Source organism: Actinomadura keratinilytica, from assembly GCF_039539665.1.
GTDB lineage: Bacteria > Actinomycetota > Actinomycetes > Streptosporangiales > Streptosporangiaceae > Spirillospora > Spirillospora keratinilytica.
Genome location: NZ_BAABDO010000122.1, coordinates 1 through 19,003 on the forward strand (window position 1 = coordinate 1; position 19,003 = coordinate 19,003).

General features: G+C 73.8%; 17 protein-coding genes and 1 pseudogene. 9 read left to right on the plus strand and 9 right to left on the minus strand.

All coding sequences use genetic code 11. The features are described 5' to 3' along the window. The 3 genes and pseudogenes from ABD879_RS27145 to ABD879_RS27155 form a co-directional block, all read right to left on the minus strand. A pseudogene (locus ABD879_RS27145) lies at positions 1–331 on the minus strand (hypothetical protein); the annotation flags it as partial. 25 nt (positions 332–356) lie between these two features. Beyond that, positions 357–1,940: an Hsp70 family protein gene (locus ABD879_RS27150; RefSeq protein WP_345024475.1), complete on the minus strand. Its 1,584-nt coding sequence runs from the start codon at positions 1,938–1,940 to the stop codon at positions 357–359. Between the two features lie 7 nt (positions 1,941–1,947). Then, a complete protein-coding gene (locus tag ABD879_RS27155) occupies positions 1,948–2,844 on the minus strand; it encodes a nucleotide exchange factor GrpE (RefSeq protein ID WP_345024476.1) in 897 nt (298 codons plus the stop codon). Positions 2,845–3,038: 194 nt separating this feature from the next. Here ABD879_RS27155 and ABD879_RS27160 point away from each other — a divergent pair, with 194 nt between their 5' ends. The 4 genes from ABD879_RS27160 (at position 3,039) to ABD879_RS27175 (ending at position 6,744) form a co-directional block, all read left to right on the plus strand. Continuing rightward, the gene (locus ABD879_RS27160) at positions 3,039–3,707 is read left to right on the plus strand and encodes an ACT domain-containing protein (RefSeq protein ID WP_345024478.1); all 669 of its coding nucleotides are present in this window, start codon (positions 3,039–3,041) and stop codon (positions 3,705–3,707) included. A 194-nt stretch (positions 3,708–3,901) separates the two neighbouring features. Next, positions 3,902–5,452 carry an AMP-binding protein gene (locus tag ABD879_RS27165; RefSeq protein WP_345024479.1) on the plus strand — a complete coding sequence of 517 codons (1,551 nt, stop codon included), beginning with the start codon at positions 3,902–3,904 and terminating at the stop codon, positions 5,450–5,452. A gap of 178 nt (positions 5,453–5,630) precedes the next feature. Beyond that, on the plus strand, positions 5,631–6,272 hold the full coding sequence (locus tag ABD879_RS27170; RefSeq protein ID WP_345024480.1) for a class II aldolase/adducin family protein: 642 nt from the start codon (positions 5,631–5,633) through the stop codon (positions 6,270–6,272). Between the two features lie 49 nt (positions 6,273–6,321). Further along, positions 6,322–6,744, plus strand: coding sequence for a TIGR03668 family PPOX class F420-dependent oxidoreductase (locus ABD879_RS27175; protein ID WP_345024481.1), 423 nt, complete (start codon positions 6,322–6,324; stop codon positions 6,742–6,744). Between the two features lie 43 nt (positions 6,745–6,787). Here the strand turns inward: ABD879_RS27175 and ABD879_RS27180 are convergent, their stop codons facing one another. Then, complete coding sequence (locus ABD879_RS27180; protein WP_345024482.1) at positions 6,788–7,792, minus strand: ADP-ribosylglycohydrolase family protein; 1,005 nt, start codon at positions 7,790–7,792, stop codon at positions 6,788–6,790. Positions 7,793–7,841: 49 nt separating this feature from the next. After that, on the minus strand, positions 7,842–8,669 hold the full coding sequence (locus tag ABD879_RS27185; protein ID WP_345024483.1) for an AraC family transcriptional regulator: 828 nt from the start codon (positions 8,667–8,669) through the stop codon (positions 7,842–7,844). Between the two features lie 51 nt (positions 8,670–8,720). Between ABD879_RS27185 and ABD879_RS27190 the strand changes: the two genes are divergently transcribed. Beyond that, a complete protein-coding gene (locus tag ABD879_RS27190; RefSeq protein WP_345024484.1) occupies positions 8,721–9,131 on the plus strand; it encodes a DUF2000 family protein in 411 nt (136 codons plus the stop codon). Here ABD879_RS27190 and ABD879_RS27195 read toward each other — a convergent pair. After that, positions 9,106–10,242 carry an acyl-CoA dehydrogenase family protein gene (locus ABD879_RS27195; RefSeq protein WP_345024485.1) on the minus strand — a complete coding sequence of 379 codons (1,137 nt, stop codon included), beginning with the start codon at positions 10,240–10,242 and terminating at the stop codon, positions 9,106–9,108. The two genes, ABD879_RS27190 and ABD879_RS27195, sit on opposite strands and share 26 nt — an antisense overlap. 426 nt (positions 10,243–10,668) lie before the next feature. Here ABD879_RS27195 and ABD879_RS27200 point away from each other — a divergent pair, with 426 nt between their 5' ends. Both ABD879_RS27200 and ABD879_RS27205 read left to right on the plus strand, forming a co-directional pair. After that, entirely contained in the window at positions 10,669–10,893 is a 225-nt protein-coding gene (locus tag ABD879_RS27200) for a Uma2 family endonuclease (RefSeq protein ID WP_345024486.1), read from the plus strand. A gap of 54 nt (positions 10,894–10,947) precedes the next feature. Beyond that, positions 10,948–11,931, plus strand: coding sequence for an aldo/keto reductase (locus ABD879_RS27205; RefSeq protein ID WP_345024487.1), 984 nt, complete (start codon positions 10,948–10,950; stop codon positions 11,929–11,931). Positions 11,932–11,942: 11 nt separating this feature from the next. Here ABD879_RS27205 and ABD879_RS27210 read toward each other — a convergent pair whose 3' ends face one another. From ABD879_RS27210 to sbnA, 3 genes are read right to left on the minus strand one after another with little or no spacing between them, the layout of a single operon-like run. Beyond that, a complete protein-coding gene (locus ABD879_RS27210; protein WP_345024488.1) occupies positions 11,943–12,176 on the minus strand; it encodes a hypothetical protein in 234 nt (77 codons plus the stop codon). Positions 12,177–12,208: 32 nt separating this feature from the next. Continuing rightward, entirely contained in the window at positions 12,209–13,225 is a 1,017-nt protein-coding gene (sbnB, locus tag ABD879_RS27215) for a 2,3-diaminopropionate biosynthesis protein SbnB (RefSeq protein ID WP_345024489.1), read from the minus strand. Next, complete coding sequence (gene sbnA, locus ABD879_RS27220) at positions 13,222–14,331, minus strand: 2,3-diaminopropionate biosynthesis protein SbnA (RefSeq protein WP_345024491.1); 1,110 nt, start codon at positions 14,329–14,331, stop codon at positions 13,222–13,224. Before sbnA ends, sbnB begins: the two co-directional genes overlap by 4 nt. Positions 14,332–14,624: 293 nt before the next feature. Here sbnA and ABD879_RS27225 point away from each other — a divergent pair, with 293 nt between their 5' ends. Next, on the plus strand, positions 14,625–16,163 hold the full coding sequence (locus tag ABD879_RS27225; RefSeq protein WP_345024492.1) for an amino acid adenylation domain-containing protein: 1,539 nt from the start codon (positions 14,625–14,627) through the stop codon (positions 16,161–16,163). A 406-nt stretch (positions 16,164–16,569) separates the two neighbouring features. Further along, on the plus strand, positions 16,570–19,003 hold a 2,434-nt coding region (locus ABD879_RS27230), incomplete at its 3' end, for an amino acid adenylation domain-containing protein (RefSeq protein ID WP_345024493.1).

Here is a 19,003-nt window from a genome sequence, read left to right on the forward strand (position 1 = left end):
GGGCCCGCGCCTGCGACCGGCGCTGCCGGGCGCGCTCGGGCTCGCCGCGCCGCCGCTCGGTCAGCGGCCGCAGATCGCCGCGCTCGGCCGCCGCGAACACCGGGGCCAGCTCGCGGTGCTCGGCCTCCAGCCGGTCGATCAGCCGGCGGTACTTCAGCTGGCCGCGCGACCGCCGCCAGCACTGCCGCACCAGCCTGACCCGCGCCGCCACCGCCTCCGGCTCCAGCCGCTCGGGCAGCGCGTAGCGCAGCCGCAGGTCCTCCGGCGGCTGGTCGCCGGCCGCGCGGGCGGGCTCCAGCACCTCGCGCTGGTAGTCCTCGTCGAAGCCCACCGAGGGCGTCTCCCCCTCCCGGGCGTCAGCTCACCTGCACCCGCGACAGGGCGCGGCGGGACTTCTCGACCTCCTCCTCGGACATGCCGCCCACGTCGATCTTCAACTCCAGCGTGTCCCCGGTCTCCTTCTCCACCGCCGTCACGTTGAGCAGCCCCGAGGAGTCCAACGCGAACGTCACCTCCACCGGCCAGCCCGCCTTCTTGCCCGGCGGGATGCGCACCTCGCCGGTGGCGATCTCGTTGTTGTCGGCGACCTCGGCCGACTCCACGCTGCCCGCCTGCTCCATCACCCGGATGTCGGCGGCGGTCTGGTCGTCGTGGACGGTGAAGAAGTCCTCGGTCTTGGCCGCGGGCAGCTCGTCGTTGGCGTGCACCAGGTGCGCGACGTGCTCGGCGCCGGTCTCGCGGTCCACCACCACGATGCCGAACGCGTGCGAGGCGACCGTCTTGATCTGCCGGCCGGCGATCTGCCGCCGCTGCTCGGTGGTCAGGCCCGCGCGGTTGGCCATCTCCTCGGCGCGGTCGGCCGCGCCCTCGGCGACCAGCCGCCGGTAGGTCTCCTCGAACGCGTACAGCGCGGCGCCCTTGGCCACCGCCAGGTCGGGGTCCTGCAGCCGGGGCGTCAGGCCCAGCTCGGTCTCCAGCCGCGCCGCCACCACCGGCATCTTGGTGGAGCCGCCCACCAGCACCAGGTCGTCGTAGTCGCGCACGCCCTTGTCGGCGGCGGTGGCCAGCGTCCGCCCGGTGATCTCGATGGTGCGGTCGAGCAGGTCCTTGGTGAGCTCCTCCAGCTTCTCCCGGGTCACCTCGATCGCGGCGACCCGCCCGTCGTGCATCACCCGGACGGTGTGGGAGGTGCGGGTGCTCAGCGCCTTCTTGGCGTCCTCGGCGTCGCGGCGCAGCTGCTGCTCGGTCTGCCGGTCGTCCAGCGGGTCGGACGCGTCCGGGTGCTCGGCGCGGAACCGCTCGGCCAGGTACTCCACCAGCCGGGCGTCCCAGTCGGCGCCGCCGAGCTCGTGGTCGCCGTCGGTGCACACCACCTCGATGTGCCCGCCGCGCAGCGCGATCACGGTGGTGTCGAACGTGCCGCCGCCCAGGTCGTACACCAGGATGGTGCGGTCGGTGTCGGGGTTGAGCACCCCGTAGGTGACGGCCGCGGCGATCGGCTCGGACACGATGTCGATGACGTTCAGCCCGGCGATCCGCCCGGCCTTGCGGGTGGCGTCGCGCTCGGCCGCGCCGAAGTAGGCGGGCACCGTGATCACCACGTCGCGCGCCTCCTCGCCGGTGCTGGTGCGCGCGTCGGTGGCCAGTTTGAGCAGGATGAACGCGCTCAGCTCCTCGGGGGTGTACTCGAACCCGTGGATGGTGCGCGTCACGTCGCGGCCCATGTCCCGCTTGATCAGGCTGACCACGTTCTCCGGTTCGAGCACCGCGGTGTCCTTGGCGGTGGCGCCGACGATCACGTTGTCGCCGCTCTCGAAGTACACCACCGACGGCGTGGTGTCGGTGCCCTCCAGGTTGCGCAGGACCGTGGGTCGCCCCACGTCGTCGATGCAGGCGATGCAGGAGTAGGTGGTTCCCAGGTCGATCCCGTAGACGGCCATGTCCCCTTCACCTATCGCTACCTGGTCCGGGCGCGCCGCCCGCGGTGGCGCGGCGGGCGCTGGACGCGGAGGGCGTTGCCGATGCGGTCGACGACGTCGACGCCGTTGCCGACATCGTCTCGCTCCTCCCGGCCTCGCGTGGGTGACTTTGCCCACTCGTTGGATCGGCGGCGGAGGCCGGATCCGGCCTCGCGGCCGTGCCGGCGGCGCGTCCGGCGGCCGCGGCCGCGTCATCGGCGGGGTCGGCGGACGGGCCCGCGGCGGGCTTGGCGACGCACACCTCGGCCTTGCGGACCACCCGTCCGGCCTGCTCGAACCCGTCCGAGCGCGCCCACAGCACGGTGCCCGCCAGCGCCGGGTCGGCGACCCGCTCGACCGCCACCGGGCGGTGCCGCACCGCGTCGAACGGCTCGCCGGGCCGGGCGGTGTAGCGCTCCACGCCCGACCGGGCCAGCGCGTCGGCGATCTCGTCGGCCACCGCCTCCAGCAGCGCGGCGGCGTGCGCCGGTTCGGGCGGGTCGGGCTCGGACCAGCGGCGGGCCTCGCGGCGGGCCTGGTCGTGCAGCCGGTACAGCGCGGCGCGCAGCGGTTCGAGGGCCGCCTGCAGCTCGCCGCGGCGGAGCCGCTCGTTCTCCTCGTGCAGGCGGTCGATCACGGCCTCGCGGTGCGCGGCCCGCTCGTGCTCGCGGTCGAGCCGCGCGGCCAGGGCGGCCAGCGCGTCGCGGATCCCGGCGAGCGCGTCGCCCTCGGTGCCGGCCGCGTCGGCCTGGGCGGCTTCGGTGGACTCGGCGGCCCCGGTGGACTCGGCGGCCCCCGCGGGCGGGCGCGCGTCGGCCTCGTCGGCGGTCTCGTCGGCGGTCTCGGCGGAGACCTCGTCAACTCGGGGATCCGGAGCGCTCGACACGTGCAGTAACCCTAACGGGCCGCCGGGGGCGAGGGTAGGTCCGCCGTTGACCTTCCCGGGACTTTTCGTTGACCCGCCTCGTCGTAGGTTTGCCCTACCTCCGCCTGTTTGTCGGGTTCGACATGCGGCGGTAACAGATCCGAAACGCGGCTCTCGCAACCTGAACCGAACCGTTCGAGCACAGGAGGTGGGCCATGTTGCTGCGGATTCGCGTCCGGTTGCCGGACCGTCCCGGCTCGCTGGGCAGGGTGGCGCGGATGCTGGGGGCCGCGGGCGCCGACGTGGTGCAGATGGCCGTCCTGGAACGCGACGGCGGGCGGGCCCTGGACGACTTCACCGTCATGTGGCCCGCGGGGGCGGGGTTCGAACGCCTGCTCGACGGGCTCGGATCGGTGCCGGGCGTGCAGGCGGTCGGCATCTGGCCGACCGTGGAGCCGCAGGGCGCCTTTCCGGACGCGGCGCTGATCGGGCAGCTGGCCGCCGCGCCCGAGCGGGGGCCGCTGACGTTGGCCGACGCCGTGCCGGGCCTGCTCAGCGCCGACTGGGCGGGGCTGGCCGAGGGCGGTCCGGACGGGCACGCCCTGGTGCACTGCAGCCTGGCCGCCGGGCCGGAGCCGGAGCTGCCGGACCTGGCGCCGCTGCGGCCGCGCGCCTTCACCGCCCCCGACGGCACCCAGTACGCGATCTGCCCGATCGGCGGGCCGGAGGACGGTGCGTGGGTGCTGGTGGTGGCGCGCAAGGACGCCCCGCCGTTCCACCGCACCGAGGTGTTCCGGCTCGCCCAGCTCGTCGGCGCGGCCGAGGCGGTGCTCGGCGGCCGGGGGAGTGGGACGAAGGGCATCGATTTGGTGCGTACTTCTTAATAAGGGAGAAACCGTCGGGATACCGGCGGGGTCTAAGTTTCCCGAACGGCCCGGTGACGCGGCGGCGCGGTCGCGTCACCGGGCCGTTCCCTTGCCCGCCCGCCGCCCCGCCCGCCGCTTCGCCGCGTGACGCCGGTCACATGGAGGACTAGAGTCCGGTTCTGGAGCCGTTGTCCAGCCGCCGGGAGGTCGCCATGGCCGAGCTGCTGCGTCCCTACGCCGAATCCCGTCCCGACCAGGCCGCGCTGACCGATGAGCGGGGCGCCACGTCCTGGGCCGAGCTGAACGCCCGGACCGACCGCCTCGCCAACGCCCTGCGCGCACTGGGGCTGCGCACCGGCGACACGATCGCCCTCCACTCCGGCAACCGCCGCGAGTACTTCGAGCTGATGTGCGCCGCCGGGCACGTCGGCCTGCGCTACGTGCTGGTCAACTGGCACTGGACGGCCGGGGAGCTGCGCTACGTGCTCACCGACTCGGGGGCGAAGGCGCTGTTCAGCGAGGCCGCCTTCGGCGACGTCGCCGCCGGGGCCGCGGACGGCCTGGACCTGGCCGCCCGCATCGCGGTCGGCGGCGACGTCCCCGGGTTCGCGCCGTACGAGGAGTTCCTGGCCGGCGGGCCGGACGGGGAGCCCGCCGGCCAGGTCATGGGCTACCCGATGATGTACACCTCCGGCACCACCGGACGGCCCAAGGGCGTCACCCGCAAGCTCGTCACCGCCGGGGCGCCGCTGGACACCGCCGTGCTCATCGGCGACACCTTCGCCGGGATCCTGCGCATCCCCGAGGGCGGCCGGTCGCTGCTGGTCGGGCCCGTCTACCACTCCGCGCAGTGGCTGTTCTCGCACGTCTTCCTGCTGCGCGGCCGCCCGGTGGTGATGCGGCGCCGCTTCGACCCGGCCGAGACGCTGCGGCTGATCGACGAGCACGCGATCACCCACGTGCACCTGGTGCCGACCCAGTTCGTCCGGCTGCTGCGCCTGGACGAGGCCGTCCGCGCCGCGTTCGACGGCTCCAGCCTGCAGGCCGTCTGGCACGGCGCCGCGCCCTGCTCCCCGCAGATCAAGCGCCGCATGATCGAGTGGCTGGGGCCGATCGTGTACGAGTACTACGGCTCGACCGAGGCGTCGGTGAACTCGGTGATCAGCTCGGCGGAGTGGCTGGAGCGGCCGGGCAGCGTGGGCCGCCCGCTGCCCACCACCGAGCTGCGGGTGCTGCGCGACGACGGCACGCCCGCCGCGCCCGGCGAACCGGGCACGCTGTGGTTCCGCTACACCAGCGGCGACGACGTGGAGTACTGGGGCGACCGGGACAAGACGCGCTCCATCCACCGCCCCGACGGCCTGTTCACCACCGGTGACATCGGCTACCTGGACGAGGACGGCTACCTCTACCTCGCCGACCGCGCCATCGACATGATCATCAGCGGCGGTGTCAACATCTACCCCGCCGAGATCGAGGGCGTGCTGATCACCCATCCGGCGGTGCGCGACGTGGCCGTGTTCGGGGTGCCCGACGAGGAGTTCGGCGAGCAGGTCAAGGCCGCCGTGGAGCCGGCCGACGGGTACGCGCCGTCCGACGCGCTGGCCGCCGAGCTGATCGCGCACTGCCGCGCCGCGCTCGCCGGTTACAAGGCGCCCCGCTCGGTCGACTTCGTCGACGCCATGCCCCGCACCCCGACCGGCAAGCTCTACAAGCGCGTCCTGCGCGACCCGTACTGGAAGGACCGCGACCGCCGCATCTAGCCCGCCCCCGCCCGGCCGCGGCGCGCGGGGCTGTCAGGACGGAACCGATCCCCGGCGCCGCGCCCGGCCCGGCGCCGACGGCCTCCGGCGCGTTGACCGCGGTCTTGACCGGCGATCCCGCGGATCGGCAAAGCCATAGCGTACGGCGTGGCAGCCGGTAAAGGTGAAGGAGATTGCAATGTTGCTCGCGGACGAACGCGCCGAGGTGTGCCGGATCGGCCGGCAGCTGGCCGAGACGGGGTTGGTGACCGGGTCCTCCGGCAACATCAGCGTGCGCGTCGGCGACCTGGTGGCGGTCACCCCCGGCGGGATGATGCTCGACCGGATGGCGCCGGAGGACTGCCCGGTGCTGGACATGTCGGGGCAGGTCGTGGAAGGGGAGCGGGCGCCGTCCTCCGAGACGCCCATGCACCTGGCGATCTACGAGGCGTCCGGCGCCTCGGCGGTCGTGCACACCCACTCCACCTACGGGGCCGTGGTCGCCAGCACCATGACCGAGCTGCCCGCCATCCACTACACGACGCTGCTGCTCGGCGGGGTGGTGCGGGTCGCCGAGTACGCCACCTACGGCACCCCCGAACTCGCCGCCAACGTGCGCAAGGCCCTGGAAGGCGACCGGCGGGCCGCGCTGATGGGCAACCACGGCGGCGTCACGTTGGGCCGCGACCTGGACGAGGCGTACGAGAACGCCCGGCTGCTGGAGTGGCTGTGCGGCGTGTACGTGCGGGCCAAGATGATCGGCGAGCCGCGCATCCTGACCGAGGAGGAGCTGGCCAAGGTCACCGAGCGCGGCCTGCGCCCCCCGCGGTTCCGCGACTGACCCCGTGCCCGCCCTGGGCCGCGGACGGCGTCCGTGGCAGGCTGCGGGTATGCCCAGGCTCACGCAGGACGCCGCCTGGGCGCGGCTCACCTCGGCCCCGGTCGCCCGGCTGGCCACCGTGGACGAGCACGGTCGCCCGCACCTGGTGCCGGTGACCTTCGCCGTGCGCCGGGGCGTCCTCTACACCGCCGTCGACCACAAGCCCAAGCGGACCCGCGACCTGCGCCGCCTGGCCAACATCCGCGCCAACCCGCACGTGTCGGTGCTGGCCGACCACTACGACGACGACTGGGAGCGCCTGTGGTGGGTGCGCGCGGACGGCCACGCCCGCGTCATCGAGGACGACGCGCGGATGGCCGGGCCGATCGCCCTGCTGTGCGACCGCTACGCCCAGTACCGCTGGCGCCCGCCCGAGGGGCCCGTCATCGCCGTCACGATCGACGCGTGGAGCGGCTGGTCGGCGTCCGGGTGACCCGCACCAGGCGACCCGCCCGGAGCGACCCGCTCCGGGCGGGTCAGTCCCACGCCCGGCCGAGGCGCGCCAGCCGGTCGGCGTACTCGATCCGCGTCGCCCAGTCGGCGGGCCAGGCGTCCATGCCCAGGTGGGCGCCCGCGAACGCCCCCGCCAGGCACGCGATCGAGTCGGAGTCGCCCGAGCTGGCCGCGCCGCGCCGGATGGCCGCCACCGGGTCGTCCGGGAACAGCAGGAAGCACAGCAGCGCCGTGGCCAGCGCCTCCTCGGCGATCCAGCCGCCGCCGGTCACCGCGCACGGGTCGGCGTCGCGGTCGGCCGCGGCGAGCGCCGCCTCCAGGCGGTCGAGCGCCGCCAGGCATTCGTCCCAGCCCCGCGCGATGAACTCCTGCGGGGTGGGCGCGCCGGACCGCCGCCACAGCCCGCCCAGCCACCGCTCGTGGTAGTTGGTGCGCTGCGCGTGGCAGCGTTCGCGCAGCGCGCGCGGCAGCTCCTCGGGAGCCACCAGCCCCTCCCGCAGCCACCACACCGCATACGCCGTCAGCTCGCTGGCCGCCAGCCCCGTGGGATGGCCGTGGGTGAGCGCCGCCTGCAGCTGCGCCGCCCCCGACCGCTGCTCGTCCGTCAGCCCCGGCGCCAGCCCCAGCGGCGTGACGCGCATGTTCGCGCCGCAGCCCTTGGAGCCGACGATGGTCGCCTCCGTCCACGGGCGCCCCCTGGCCAGCTCTCCGATGGCCTGCAAACAGGTGGTGCCCGGCGCCCGGTTGTTGTCGGGGCTGCGCGCCCAGTCGATGAACCGGCGCCGCCAGATCGGCGTGATCAGATCGGGCGTGAACGGCGGGTCGTCCAGCGCGTCGAGCAGCCCCTCGCCCACCGCGAGGCCCATCTGCGTGTCATCGGTCACCAGCGCCGGATCGCCCTCCGGCTCGCGCGGCCCGCCGGGCCCGTACCGCTTCTCGATCCGCCGCATGTCGAGGAACTCGGTCGGCTTGCCCAGCGCGTCCCCGTACGCCAGCCCGAAGATGCTGCCGCTGGCCCGTCCCGCCACGATCACTCCTCACCGTCGCTTCGCCCCGCATTCTGCCGCAAACGCCGCGTCACCGGACGGCGCGGCGGTAGGCGGCCGGGGTGACGCCGTAGCAGCGCACGAACCAGCGGGTCAGGTGGCTCTGGTCGGCGAAGCCGGTGCCCGCGGCGACCTCGGCGATCGGCTCGCCCCGGGCGATGCGGCGGCGGGCGGCCCGCAGCCGCAGCTGGCGCTGGTAGTCGCTGGGGCCCATCCCGTACGCCCGCCGGAACGCCCGGTACAGCGCGAAACGGCTGCATCCGGCCTCGCGGGCCAGCTCGTCGGCGGAGATGTCGTCCGCAAGGCCGTCGTGCAGCCGCCCCCGGGCCCGTTCGACCAGCACCGCCTCGCCCCGCGGCAGGACGGGCGCGGACACCCGGCCCGGGCGGGCGGCGGCGCGGCGCACCATCGACGCCACGGCGCGGGTCAGCAGCTCGTCCCGGCGCAGCCGCGTCGCGTCGCCGAGCAGCGCGCGGTGCAGGACGCGCAGGTCGCGCGCCAGCAGCGGATCTTCCACCACGGGAGCGGCGAACAGCGGCAGTCCGGCCGGGCGCCCGGCGATGTCGGCGAGCACGTCCTCCACCAGCTCGGGCCCCAGGTGGACGATCCGGTAGGTGAACCCGGTCCGGTCGGCGGGCCCGCCGTCGTGCGGGTCGTCGGGGTTGAACGCCATGACCATCCCGGCCGCGCTGGTGTGCGCCGCGCCCCGGCACCGGAACGCCTGCTGCCCCTCCTCGGTGACGCCGAAGGAGTACGTCTCGTGGCTGTGCCGGTGGTAGGAGCGCCGCTCGAAGCGGGCGTGCATGGCCTCCAGCGGCCGGTCCCCGGCGCGCCAGTAGCGGGTCCACTCGCCGCTCACGCGCACGAGCGTACAAGACGGCCGGATCCGCCCCCGGCCAGCATGGCCCGCATGCGCTTCGACACCAAGATCGCCATCGTGGTGCGGGACGACCTGGCCGCCTGGCAGCGGATGAACGTCACCGCCTTCCTGGCCGGCGCGGTCGCCGCCGGGCACCCGGACCTGATCGGCGAGCCCTACGAGAACGCCTCGGGCGACCGCTACCTGCCGACGTTCCGCCAGCCCGTGCTGGTCTACGCGGGCAGCGCCGAGGACCTCGCCCGCGTCCACGCCCGCGCCCTGGCCCGCGGGACGAGCACGGCCGTCTACATCGAGGACATGTTCAAGACCGGCAACGACGACGACAACCGCGCCACCGTCCGCGCCGTCACCGCCGAGGAGATGCCGCTGGTCGGCCTGGCCCTGTACGACAAGAAGAACCCCCTGGACAAGATGCTCAAGGGCCTGCCGCTGCACCCGTGATCCCGGCGAGCCGGGCCAGCCGGGCCCGGTGCGCCGCCGGGGACCCGAGCAGCTCCTGCGACGCCTTCGCCCGCTTGAAGTACAGGTGCGCGTCGTGCTCCCAGGTGAAGCCGATGCCGCCGTGGAGCTGGACGGCCTCGGCGGCGACGTGGAAGAACGCCTCCGAGCAGTACGCCTTGGCCAGCGCGGCGGCCGCGGGCAGCCCCTCCGGGTCGCCGTCGGCGGTGTCCGCCGCGTGCAGCACCGCCGACCGGGCCGACTCCACCAGCACGAACATGTCCGCGCACCGGTGCTTGACCGCCTGGAAGCCGCCGATCGGCCTGCCGAACTGGCGGCGCACCTTGACGTACTCGACCGTCATCTCCAGCGTCCGCTGCGCGCCGCCGAGCTGCTCGGCCGCCAGCGCCACCGCCGCCATGTCCAGGACGCGCGGGTCGTAGGCCCCGACCGGCCGGGCCCGCACGCCGTCGAACTCCAGACGCGCCATCTTCCGCGTCTGGTCCAGCGTGGGCAGGGGCACCCGGGTGAGCCCGTCCGCGCCGCCGCGCACGGCGAACAGCGCGGGCCGCCCCTCCCGGCGCGCCACCACCAGGACCAGGTCGGCGACATGGCCGTCCAGCACGTAGGTCTTGACGCCGTCGAGCACCCAGCCGTCCCCGGCGGGCCGGGCGGCCATCTCCACGTGCCGGACGTCCCACCGCTCGTCCTCCATCCACGCCAGCGCGGCGAGCGCGCTCCCGTCGGCGATGCCCGGCAGCAGCCGGCGCGCGGCGTCCTCGTCCCCGGAGTGCAGCAGCGCGTACCCGGCCAGCACCACCGAGGACAGGAACGGCGCGCACACCAGCGCCCGCCCCATCTCCTCCATGACGACGGCCAGCTCCCGCATCCCGAACCCGGCCCCGCCGTACTCCTCGGGGATCGCCAGGCCCTGCAGCCCCAGCTGCTCGGCCATCTGCGCCCAGACCTTCGGGTCGTACCCCTCGTCCGTCGCCATCAGCCGCCGCACCTGCGCGCTCGGCGACTTGTCGGCGAAGAACCGCCGCAGCGTCTCCCGCAGCTCCCGCAGCTCCCGCAGCTCCCGCTGCTCCTCGGTCCCGACGGCCGACCCCATCTCCCAACCTCCCAACCAAACGACCGCTTGGTAACGACATCCTGTCGCACGGTTGTGGGTTCGCGCCAGTCCGGGCCCGTAGGCTGGAGGTGAAGGATTGTCCGTCACGATTCGCACACGAAAAATGGCGCTCTGCTACTGCGATCTCGGCGACGAGGAAGGGAGCAGGGCATGACCGTCATGGCTCATGACCACAGACGCATGAGGACACCCTCCTCGAAGGTTTCCTCACTCTCGACACCCCCGAGGGTTTCCGAGCAGAGCTGATCGACGGAGAGATCGTCGTGACACCACCCCCCGGCGGCGGACATGACATGAACATCTTCATGATCGTCCGACAGGTCATCCGGAAGAGCCGCACCGAGTTCGTCTTCTGGGCCAACAAGGGCCTCGTCACTCCGAGCGGCGGCCGGTGCGGTGGTGGAGGTGACCTCCTCGCGGCCAGAGCCCGACCGAGGGGCCAAGCGGCACTGCTGCGCCCGCGCCGGGATCCCGCTGTACCTGCTGGTGGACCGGGAGAAGAAGACGGTCACAGTGTTCAGCGAGCCCAAGGACGACGACTACGTCGCCGACGTGCGCGTGCCGTTCGGCAGGCCGCTGGCGCTGCCGGAGCCGTTCGCCTTCGAACTGGACACGTCAGAGCTGTTCTGACACCCGCGTGTACGATCTTGAAAAGAGATCGTCGTACACGCGGGGGCCGGTGCAGTGGAGTACGTGCGGCTGGGCGGCAGCGGGCTGAAGGTGTCGCGGATCTGCCTGGGCATGATGACGTTCGGCGTGAGCGAGACGCGGCCCTGGGCGGTGGACGAGGACGCGGCGGCGCCGATCGTGCGGGCGGCGGTCGAGGCGGGCGTCACCTTCTTCGACACCGCCGACATGTACGGCGAGGGCGCCAGCGAGGAGATCACCGGGCGGCTGCTGCGCAAGTACTTCGCCCGCCGCGACGACTACGTGCTCGCCACCAAGGTCTACCACCCGATGGGCTCCGGGCCCAACGACCGGGGCCTGTCGCGCAAGCACATCATGGACGGGATCGACGCGTCGCTGCGGCGGCTCGGCACCGACTTCGTGGACCTGTACATCATCCACCGCTGGGACTACGAGACGCCCATCGAGGAGACGATGGAGGCGCTCCACGACGTCGTGCGGGCGGGCAAGGCCCGCTACATCGGCGCGTCCAGCATGTTCGCCTGGCAGTTCGCCAAGGCCCAGTACGTCGCGCGGCTCAACGGCTGGACCCGGTTCGTGTCCATGCAGAACCACTACAACCTGGTCTACCGGGAGGAGGAGCGGGAGATGATCCCGTTCTGCCTCGACCAGGGGGTGGGCGTCACGCCGTGGAGCCCGCTGGCCCGCGGCCTGCTGGCCGGCACCCGCGACCGCGACGGCGGCCGCCACACGAAGCGGTCGCGCACCGACCGGTACGCCGACAGCCTCTACACCGGCGACAGCGACTTCGACATCGTGGACGCGGTGCGGGAGGTCGCCGGCGAGCGCGGCGTGTCGATGGCGCAGGTCGCCCTCGCCTGGCTGCTCGACCGGCCCGGGGTGGTGTCGCCGATCATCGGCGCGAGCAAGGAGGCCCACCTGGCCGAGGCGGTCGCCGCCACCGAGCTGACGCTCACCGACGACGAGAAGACCCGCCTGGAGACCCCCTACCGGCCGCACCCCGTCAGCGGCCACTCCTGATCGGACGCGCCTCACGGGGACCAGTCGTGCGGCCCCAGCACGAAGCCCGTGCCGCACGTGCGCAGATGGTCCACGGCCAGCAGGTGCGCCAGCGCCGCGCGGACGTCCTCCTCGGGCCGGCCGAGCTGCCGGATCAGCCCGGCGAGGTCGGCCGCCCCGCCGTCGGTGTCGATCTCGGCGACCGCCTCGTACACCGCCAGCTCGAAGTCGGACAGTTCCTGGACGTCGCCGCGTGGTTCGGTCATGCACGGCCCATGCCCGCCACGAGCCGGGCAATTCAGCTGTAGCGGTCGAGTTCGTGGAAGAAGCCGGGGACGGTGTGCAGCCCGCCCGCGGCGGCGACGTGCTCGTACACGTGCAGCCCCACGGCCAGGTCGAGCACGCCCAGGCCGAACGGGGAGAAGACCACGGGCCGGTCGGCGGGCGGGACGAGGGCGCCGGTCAGCACGTCGTACAGCGTCCCGGCGACGAAGTCGCGGTGCCCGACGCGCTGCTCGGTCAGGTGCGGGGAGGTGCCGGCCTTCAGGCAGTGGTCGACGTCGTCCAGGACGTTCCAGGACGCCAGGATGATCTCGGGGGACAGGTCGCGCAGCGAGATGTGCAGCACCAGCGGCGCGTGCGCGAACCAGCCGGGGTCGGCGACGTGCGGCTCGCCCGCCACGGTCGCGAAGACCACCAGGTCGCAGGAGCGGATGAGGTCCTCGGCCTTATCGTGCACGGTCACGGCGGTCTCGCCGGCGCGCCGCAGGTAGCCGCTGAAGCCCTCGGCGTGCGCGGCGGCCAGGTCGTGCACGCCGACCTCGTCGAAGGCGAACCCGGCGGCGCGCAGGTAGGTGTGGATGTAGCGGGCGATCAGCCCGGCGCCGACGAACCCGGCGCGGCGGGGGCGGACGCCGCGCGCGTCGGCGAGCCGGGTCGCCGCCAGGGCGGCGGACGCGGCGGTGCGGGCCGCGCTGATGATCGAGCTCTCCAGGCAGGCGAACGGGTAGCCGGTCTCGGCGTCGTTGAGGATCAGCACGGCGGACGCGCGGGGCAGCCCGGCCGCGACGTTCTCCGGGAAGCTGGAGATCCACTTGACGCCGTGCACGTGGCCGAGCGAGGCGGGCAGCGCGATGATCCGGTCGGCCGGCCGGTCGGGGAAGCGCAGGAAGTAGGAGTCGGGGTTGACCGTGCCGCCCTCGCCGTGCCGCCGGTAGGCGGCCTCGACGGTCTCGACGACCCGCCGCTCGCGGCCGTCGAGTGCGTCCTTCACCTGGTCGCCGGAGATCACGGCGAAGGAGGGGGGCTGGTTCATGGGCGGCTCCGTCGCGGGTCGGTGAGATCGGTGAGGTCGGTAACGGCGGTCAGCTCCCGGGCCGCGTCGCCGGCGGGCGCGGCCGCGGGCTCCTCGGCGGGCGCCTCCACCGTCGGCTCGGACAGCGGGTCGGGCTCGGCGCCGGGGAACAGCTCGGGCACCAGGTCGGGGAAGTGGCGGCGCAGCCAGCTCTCCTCGTACAGCGAGTCCAGGTAGCGTTCGCCCAGGTCGGGTGCGATCGCGACGGCGACCGGGTCGGCCCCGGGGTACTTGGCGGCCAGCCACCGCTCGGCGCCCGACACCACGGTGCCGGTGGAGCCGCCGAACAGGAAGCCGTGCGCCGACAGCCGGTGCACGGTGCGGATGGTGTCGGCCTCGGGCACGTACACCACGTCGTCGATGTAGGACTCGTCCACCAGCGCGGGGCGGCAGCTGGTGCCCAGGCCGGGGACGAGCCGCCGTCCGGGGACGCCGCCGAAGGTGACCGAGCCGACCGCGTCCACCGCCACGATCGTGACCGGGCGCCCCCGCTCGCGGAAGTAGCGGGCGCAGCCCATCAGGGTGCCGGTGGTGCCCGCGCCGACGAACAGCACCTCCAGGCCGGGGAAGCCGCGGTCGATGGCGGGCGCGGTGCCGCGGTAGTGCGCGAGCCAGTTGTTGGGGTTGGCGTACTGGTTGAGCCACAGGTAGCGGTCGTCGGACGCGCACAGCTCCCGTACGTAGGCGATGCGGCTGGCCAGGTAGCCGCCGGCCGCGTCGGGGCGGGACACGACCCGGACCTCGGCGCCGAGCGCCCGCATGAGCCGCATGGTGGCGGGGTTGCAGCGCGGGTCGGTGACGCAGACGAACCGGCGGCCGCGGGCGGCGGCGATGATGCTGAGCGCCACCCCCAGGTTGCCCGAGGACGACTCCACCAGGATCGAGTCGGGCGTCAGCGAGCCGTCCCGCTCCGCCGCGTCGATCATCTGGGCGGCCGCCTTCAGCTTGACCGACCCGGCGAAATTGAAGCCCTCGCACTTGAGGTAGAGGGGACAGCCGAGCACCGGCCGGAGGTCCACGTAGAGATCCTCGACATTGAAGTCCTGCGGCGAGCTGATGATGGGCACGCTGCCACCCTCGAACAAATATCAATTGGCGGTTCGGTGGAGGCCCCGGAACCGTGCCGAATTCTCCGCGAATGGCTTTCCGTGCGCTTCCCGAGTTCCCCCCGAATCCGCGCCCGAGACGAAGAGTCCCATGGCGGATCATCACCGTACCTTCGGGCATGTCGCCCCGCAACCCCCTGCTTACCCGCGGGTAGTGTGGAAAGCGGGAATCTTCCCGGAAGGCGCCATAAGCTGACGCCGCGGCGGTTTTCCGCCGATGACGGGGACGATGTTGGACCTCACGGAGAGTGATCATGAGTGTTCGCGGACGGGCCGTCGACCGGCTGCTCACCCTGGACGAACTGCCCGTCCCGCCGCTGCCGGAGACCGAGATCGCCCGCGCCCGGCGGCTGGCCGACCGGCACGGGATGACCCGCGAGCACGCCGTCGACCTGGACGAACCCGTCATCGCGCGGGTCGAGCGGATCGCGGCCGAACGCGACCGGCCCGCCGTGCGCGACCGCGACCGCGCGCTGAGCTACGCCGAGCTGGCCGCCGAGGCGCGCCGCCTGGCGACCCTGCTGGAGCGCTCGGGCGCCGGGCCGGGCACGGTCGTGGGCGTCGGCGGGGAGCGGTGCGCCGCCGTGGTGGCCGCGTTCCTGGCGATCGAGCTGGTCGGCGCGCTGTACGTGCCCGCCGACGCGGCCTGGCCCGCCGCCCGCGTCCGCGACGTCCTGACCCAGGCCGGGGCCGGCCTGCTGCTGGCAGCCGACGACGCCTCGGCGGAGGACTCGGCGCTGGCCGAGGGGGCGCGCGCGGCGGGCTGCCGCATCGTGCGGGCGGGCGAGGCGGCCGGATGCCCGCAGTGGACGGGCCCCGCCCGGCTGGAGTCGCTGGACCAGCCCCGGTACGTGCTGTTCACCTCGGGCTCGACCGGCCGCCCCAAGGGCGCGGTCGTCGAGCACCGCGGCATGATCAACCACCTGTACGCCAAGATCGTCGACCTGGAGCTGACCGGGGCCGACGCGGTGGCCCAGACCGCCCCGCTCGGCTTCGACATCTCGGTCTGGCAGATGCTGTGCCCGCTGCTGGTGGGCGGCCGGGTGGAGGTGGTCGACGACGCGACCGCGCACGACCCGGTCGCGTTCGCGCAGGCCGTGCGGCGCCGCGCCATCACGGTGGTGGAGCTGGTGCCGACCATGGTCCGGCACCTGCTGGACGACCTGGCGGCCGCGCCCGGCCAGGCCGGCGCGCTGGCCGGGCTGCGCTGGATGATCGCCACCGGCGAGGAGCTGCCCGCCGAGCTGGCGCGCCGCTGGCTGGCCGCGATGCCGCAGGCGCGGCTGCTCAACGCCTACGGCCCCACCGAGTGCTCCGACGACGTCACCCACCACACCGTGACCGAAGGCGATCTGGACCTGCTGCGCCTGCCCATCGGCACACCGATCGTCAACACGCGGCTGTATGTGCTGCGCGCCCCTTCGCCCGAGGACGGGGAGGAGGACGGCTCGTGGAGCGCCTGCGACATCGGCGAGACCGGCGAGCTGTTCGTCGGCGGCATCTGCGTGGGACGCGGCTACCTGGGCGACCCCGAACGCACTCGCGCCGCGTTCTACCGCGACCCGTTCGAGCCGGGCGGACGGCTCTACCGCACCGGCGACGCGGTCAGGCTGCTGCCGCCGGGGGAGGGCGGACGGGACCGGCCCGTGCTGCAGTACCTGGGCCGGGTGGACCGCCAGGTCAAGATCGCGGGCGTCCGGATGGAGCTGGGCGAGATCGAGGCCGTGCTGCGGCGGCATCCGTCCGTCGGCGCCGCCGCCGTCATCGTCCACGAGGCACCCCCGGGATCATAACGCAACGTAGTCGCATCGTCCCTTTGCGGTTGCCGCCCTTTGTCACATCCCGCGCGTCCGGCGGCCGCGGGGCAGGGTGGCGGGCCCGCCTTTTTGTCACGGCCGTGAGCATTTCCCGCGGTCAACTTCTGCTTTTTGGGGGATTGCCAGTGCGCGGCGCGGGCTGGTTGACTGTGGGCCCGCTACTCGGCGGTAGACAAGGTCGGAGGGCGGACCCCCATCCGGGCCGGCGAAGTGGCGGCCGCATGCACCCGTCTGTTGATCCGGGCCGCGGCCGCGGCGGTGCGCTCGGTGCACGGGGTGCCGGGCGGTACTCGGGGAAAGGGGACGGAGAAACGGCCCGAAGTTCGGTGGTCACTCTTCGCGAAAATCGAATCCCCCCGCGACCGGGAAAGCATTTGCCTTGATGTCCTCCATTGAGTACGTGCCCCTTTCGTCGGCGCAGCGGGCGATCTGGTACGCCCAGCAGCTGGCGCCCGATACGCCGATTCACATCGCGCAGTACATCGAGATCGAGGGCCCGGTCGACCACGAATTGCTCGACCGCGTGGCGCGAATCGCCGCGCACGAGGTCGAGGCGCTGCACGTGCGCCTGGCCGAACGCGGCGGGGAGCCCGGCCAGATCCTCGACCCGGACCCCTCGGCGACGATCCCGCTGGTGGACCTGAGCGGCGCGGCGGACCCGCGCGCCGCCGCCCGCGCCTGGATGCGCGCCCGCCTGGCCGAGCCGCTGCCGCTGGACGCCGACCGGCTGTACGTGACCGCCCTGCTGCGCCTCGCGCCCGGCCTGCACTGGTGGTTCCTGCGCGCCCACCACGTCATCCTGGACGCCTACAGCGGCTCGATCATCAGCCGCCGCGCCGCCGAGCTGTACACCCGGCTGGCCCGCGGCGAGGAGTACCGGCCCGCCCCGCGCGGCTCGTACCGGGAGGTGCTGGCCGAGGAGGCCGCCTACCGCGAGTCCGACCGCTTCCGGCGCGACCGCGCCTACTGGACGGAGCGGTTCGCCGACCGCCCCCTCGCGGTCGGCCTGAGCGACGGCCTGGCCGAACCGACCGCCGACTACCACAGCCGCGTCGCCCGGCTGTCGCCGGAGGAGACGGCCGCGCTGGCGGCCGGCGCGCGGCGGCTGCGCACCGCCTCGCCCGCGCTGGCGATCGCCGCGACCGCCGCGTACGTCGCGCGGATGACCGGGACCGACGAGGTGATCCTGGGCATGGCGGTCGCCGGCCGGGCGTCCGAGCTGGCGCTCGCCACGCCCGCGATGATGGCCACGATCCTGCCGCTGCGGGTGGCCGTCCGGCCGGACATGACGGTCGAGGAGCTGGTGCGCACCACCTCCCGGACCGCCGCCCGGCTGCTGCGCCACCAGCGCTACCGGCGCGAGGACCTGCTGCGCGACCTGCGGCTGCTCGGCGAGCGGCGCCGCCTGCACGGGCCGGTCATCAACATCATGGCCTTCGACTACCGGCTGGACTTCGCGGGCCTGCCCGGGCGGATGCACGCCCTCACCACCGGACCGGTGGACGACCTGTCGATCAACATCTACGACAACTTCGACGGCGCCGGCCTGCGCGTCGACTTCGACGCGCACCCCGCCCTCTACACGCCCGGCGAGGTCGCCGCCCACCAGGAGCGGTACCTGCGGCTGCTGCGGGCGCTGGGCCGGGTCGACCCGGCCACGCGGCTGGGCGACGTGGAGATCGTGGACGCCGCCGAACGCGCCCTGGTGCTCAAGAAGTGGAACGACACCGCCGTGCCGGTGCCGCCCGCCGTCGTGCCGGACCTGGTGGAGGCGCAGGCCGCCCGCACGCCCGATGCGGCGGCGGTCGCGCATGGCGGTGCGACGCTGACGTATGCGGAGCTGAACGGGCGGGCGAACCGGTTGGCGCGTCATCTGATCGGTTCGGGGGTCGGCCCGGAGGACCGGGTGGGGTTGGCGCTGCCGCGTGATGTGGATCTTGTGGTGGCGGCGCTGGCGGTGCTCAAGACCGGGGCCGCCTACCTGCCGATCGACCCCGCCTACCCGGCTGATCGCATCGCGTTCATGCTGGACGACGCCGCCCCCGCCTGCGTGGTCACCACGAGCGCGACGACGCTGCCCGAGGGGGCGCCGCGCGTCGAACTGGACGCGTTGGACCTGGCTGAGTACTCCGACGCCGACGTCACCGATGCCGACCGGGTGCGCCCGCTGCGTCCCGGCAACGCCGCGTACGTCATCTACACCTCCGGCTCCACGGGACGGCCCAAGGGCGTCGTGGTGTCCCATGCCAACGCCGTCGACTTCTGCGCGTGGGCGGCACGCGACTTCGGCGCCGAGCGGCTGCGCCGCGTGCTGTTCTCCACGTCGCTGAGCTTCGATGTGTCGGTGTTCGAGTGGCTCGTCCCGCTCACCGTCGGCGGCCAGGTGGAGGTGGTGCGCGACCTGCTGGAGGTCGCCGAACGCGGCGGCTGGCACGGATCGCTCGTCAGCGGTGTGCCGTCGGCGATGGCGGCGCTGCTCGGCGCGGGCCGCCTGGACCTGTCGGCGGGGGACGTGGTGCTGGCGGGCGAGGCGCTGCCGCCCCGGCTGGTGCGCGAGCTGCGGCGGCTGCTGCCCGACGCGCGCATCTCCAACATCTACGGCCCGACCGAGACCACCGTCTACGCCACCGCCTGGTACGACGACGGCAACGCCGAGGGCACGGCGCCCATCGGCCGCCCCCTCGCCAACACGCGCGCCTATGTGCTGGACGCGGCGCTGCGTCCGGTCCCCGTGGGCGCCCCCGGAGAGCTGTATCTGGCGGGCGACGGCCTGGCCCGCGGCTACCTGGGCCGCCCGGCGCTGACCGCCGAGCGGT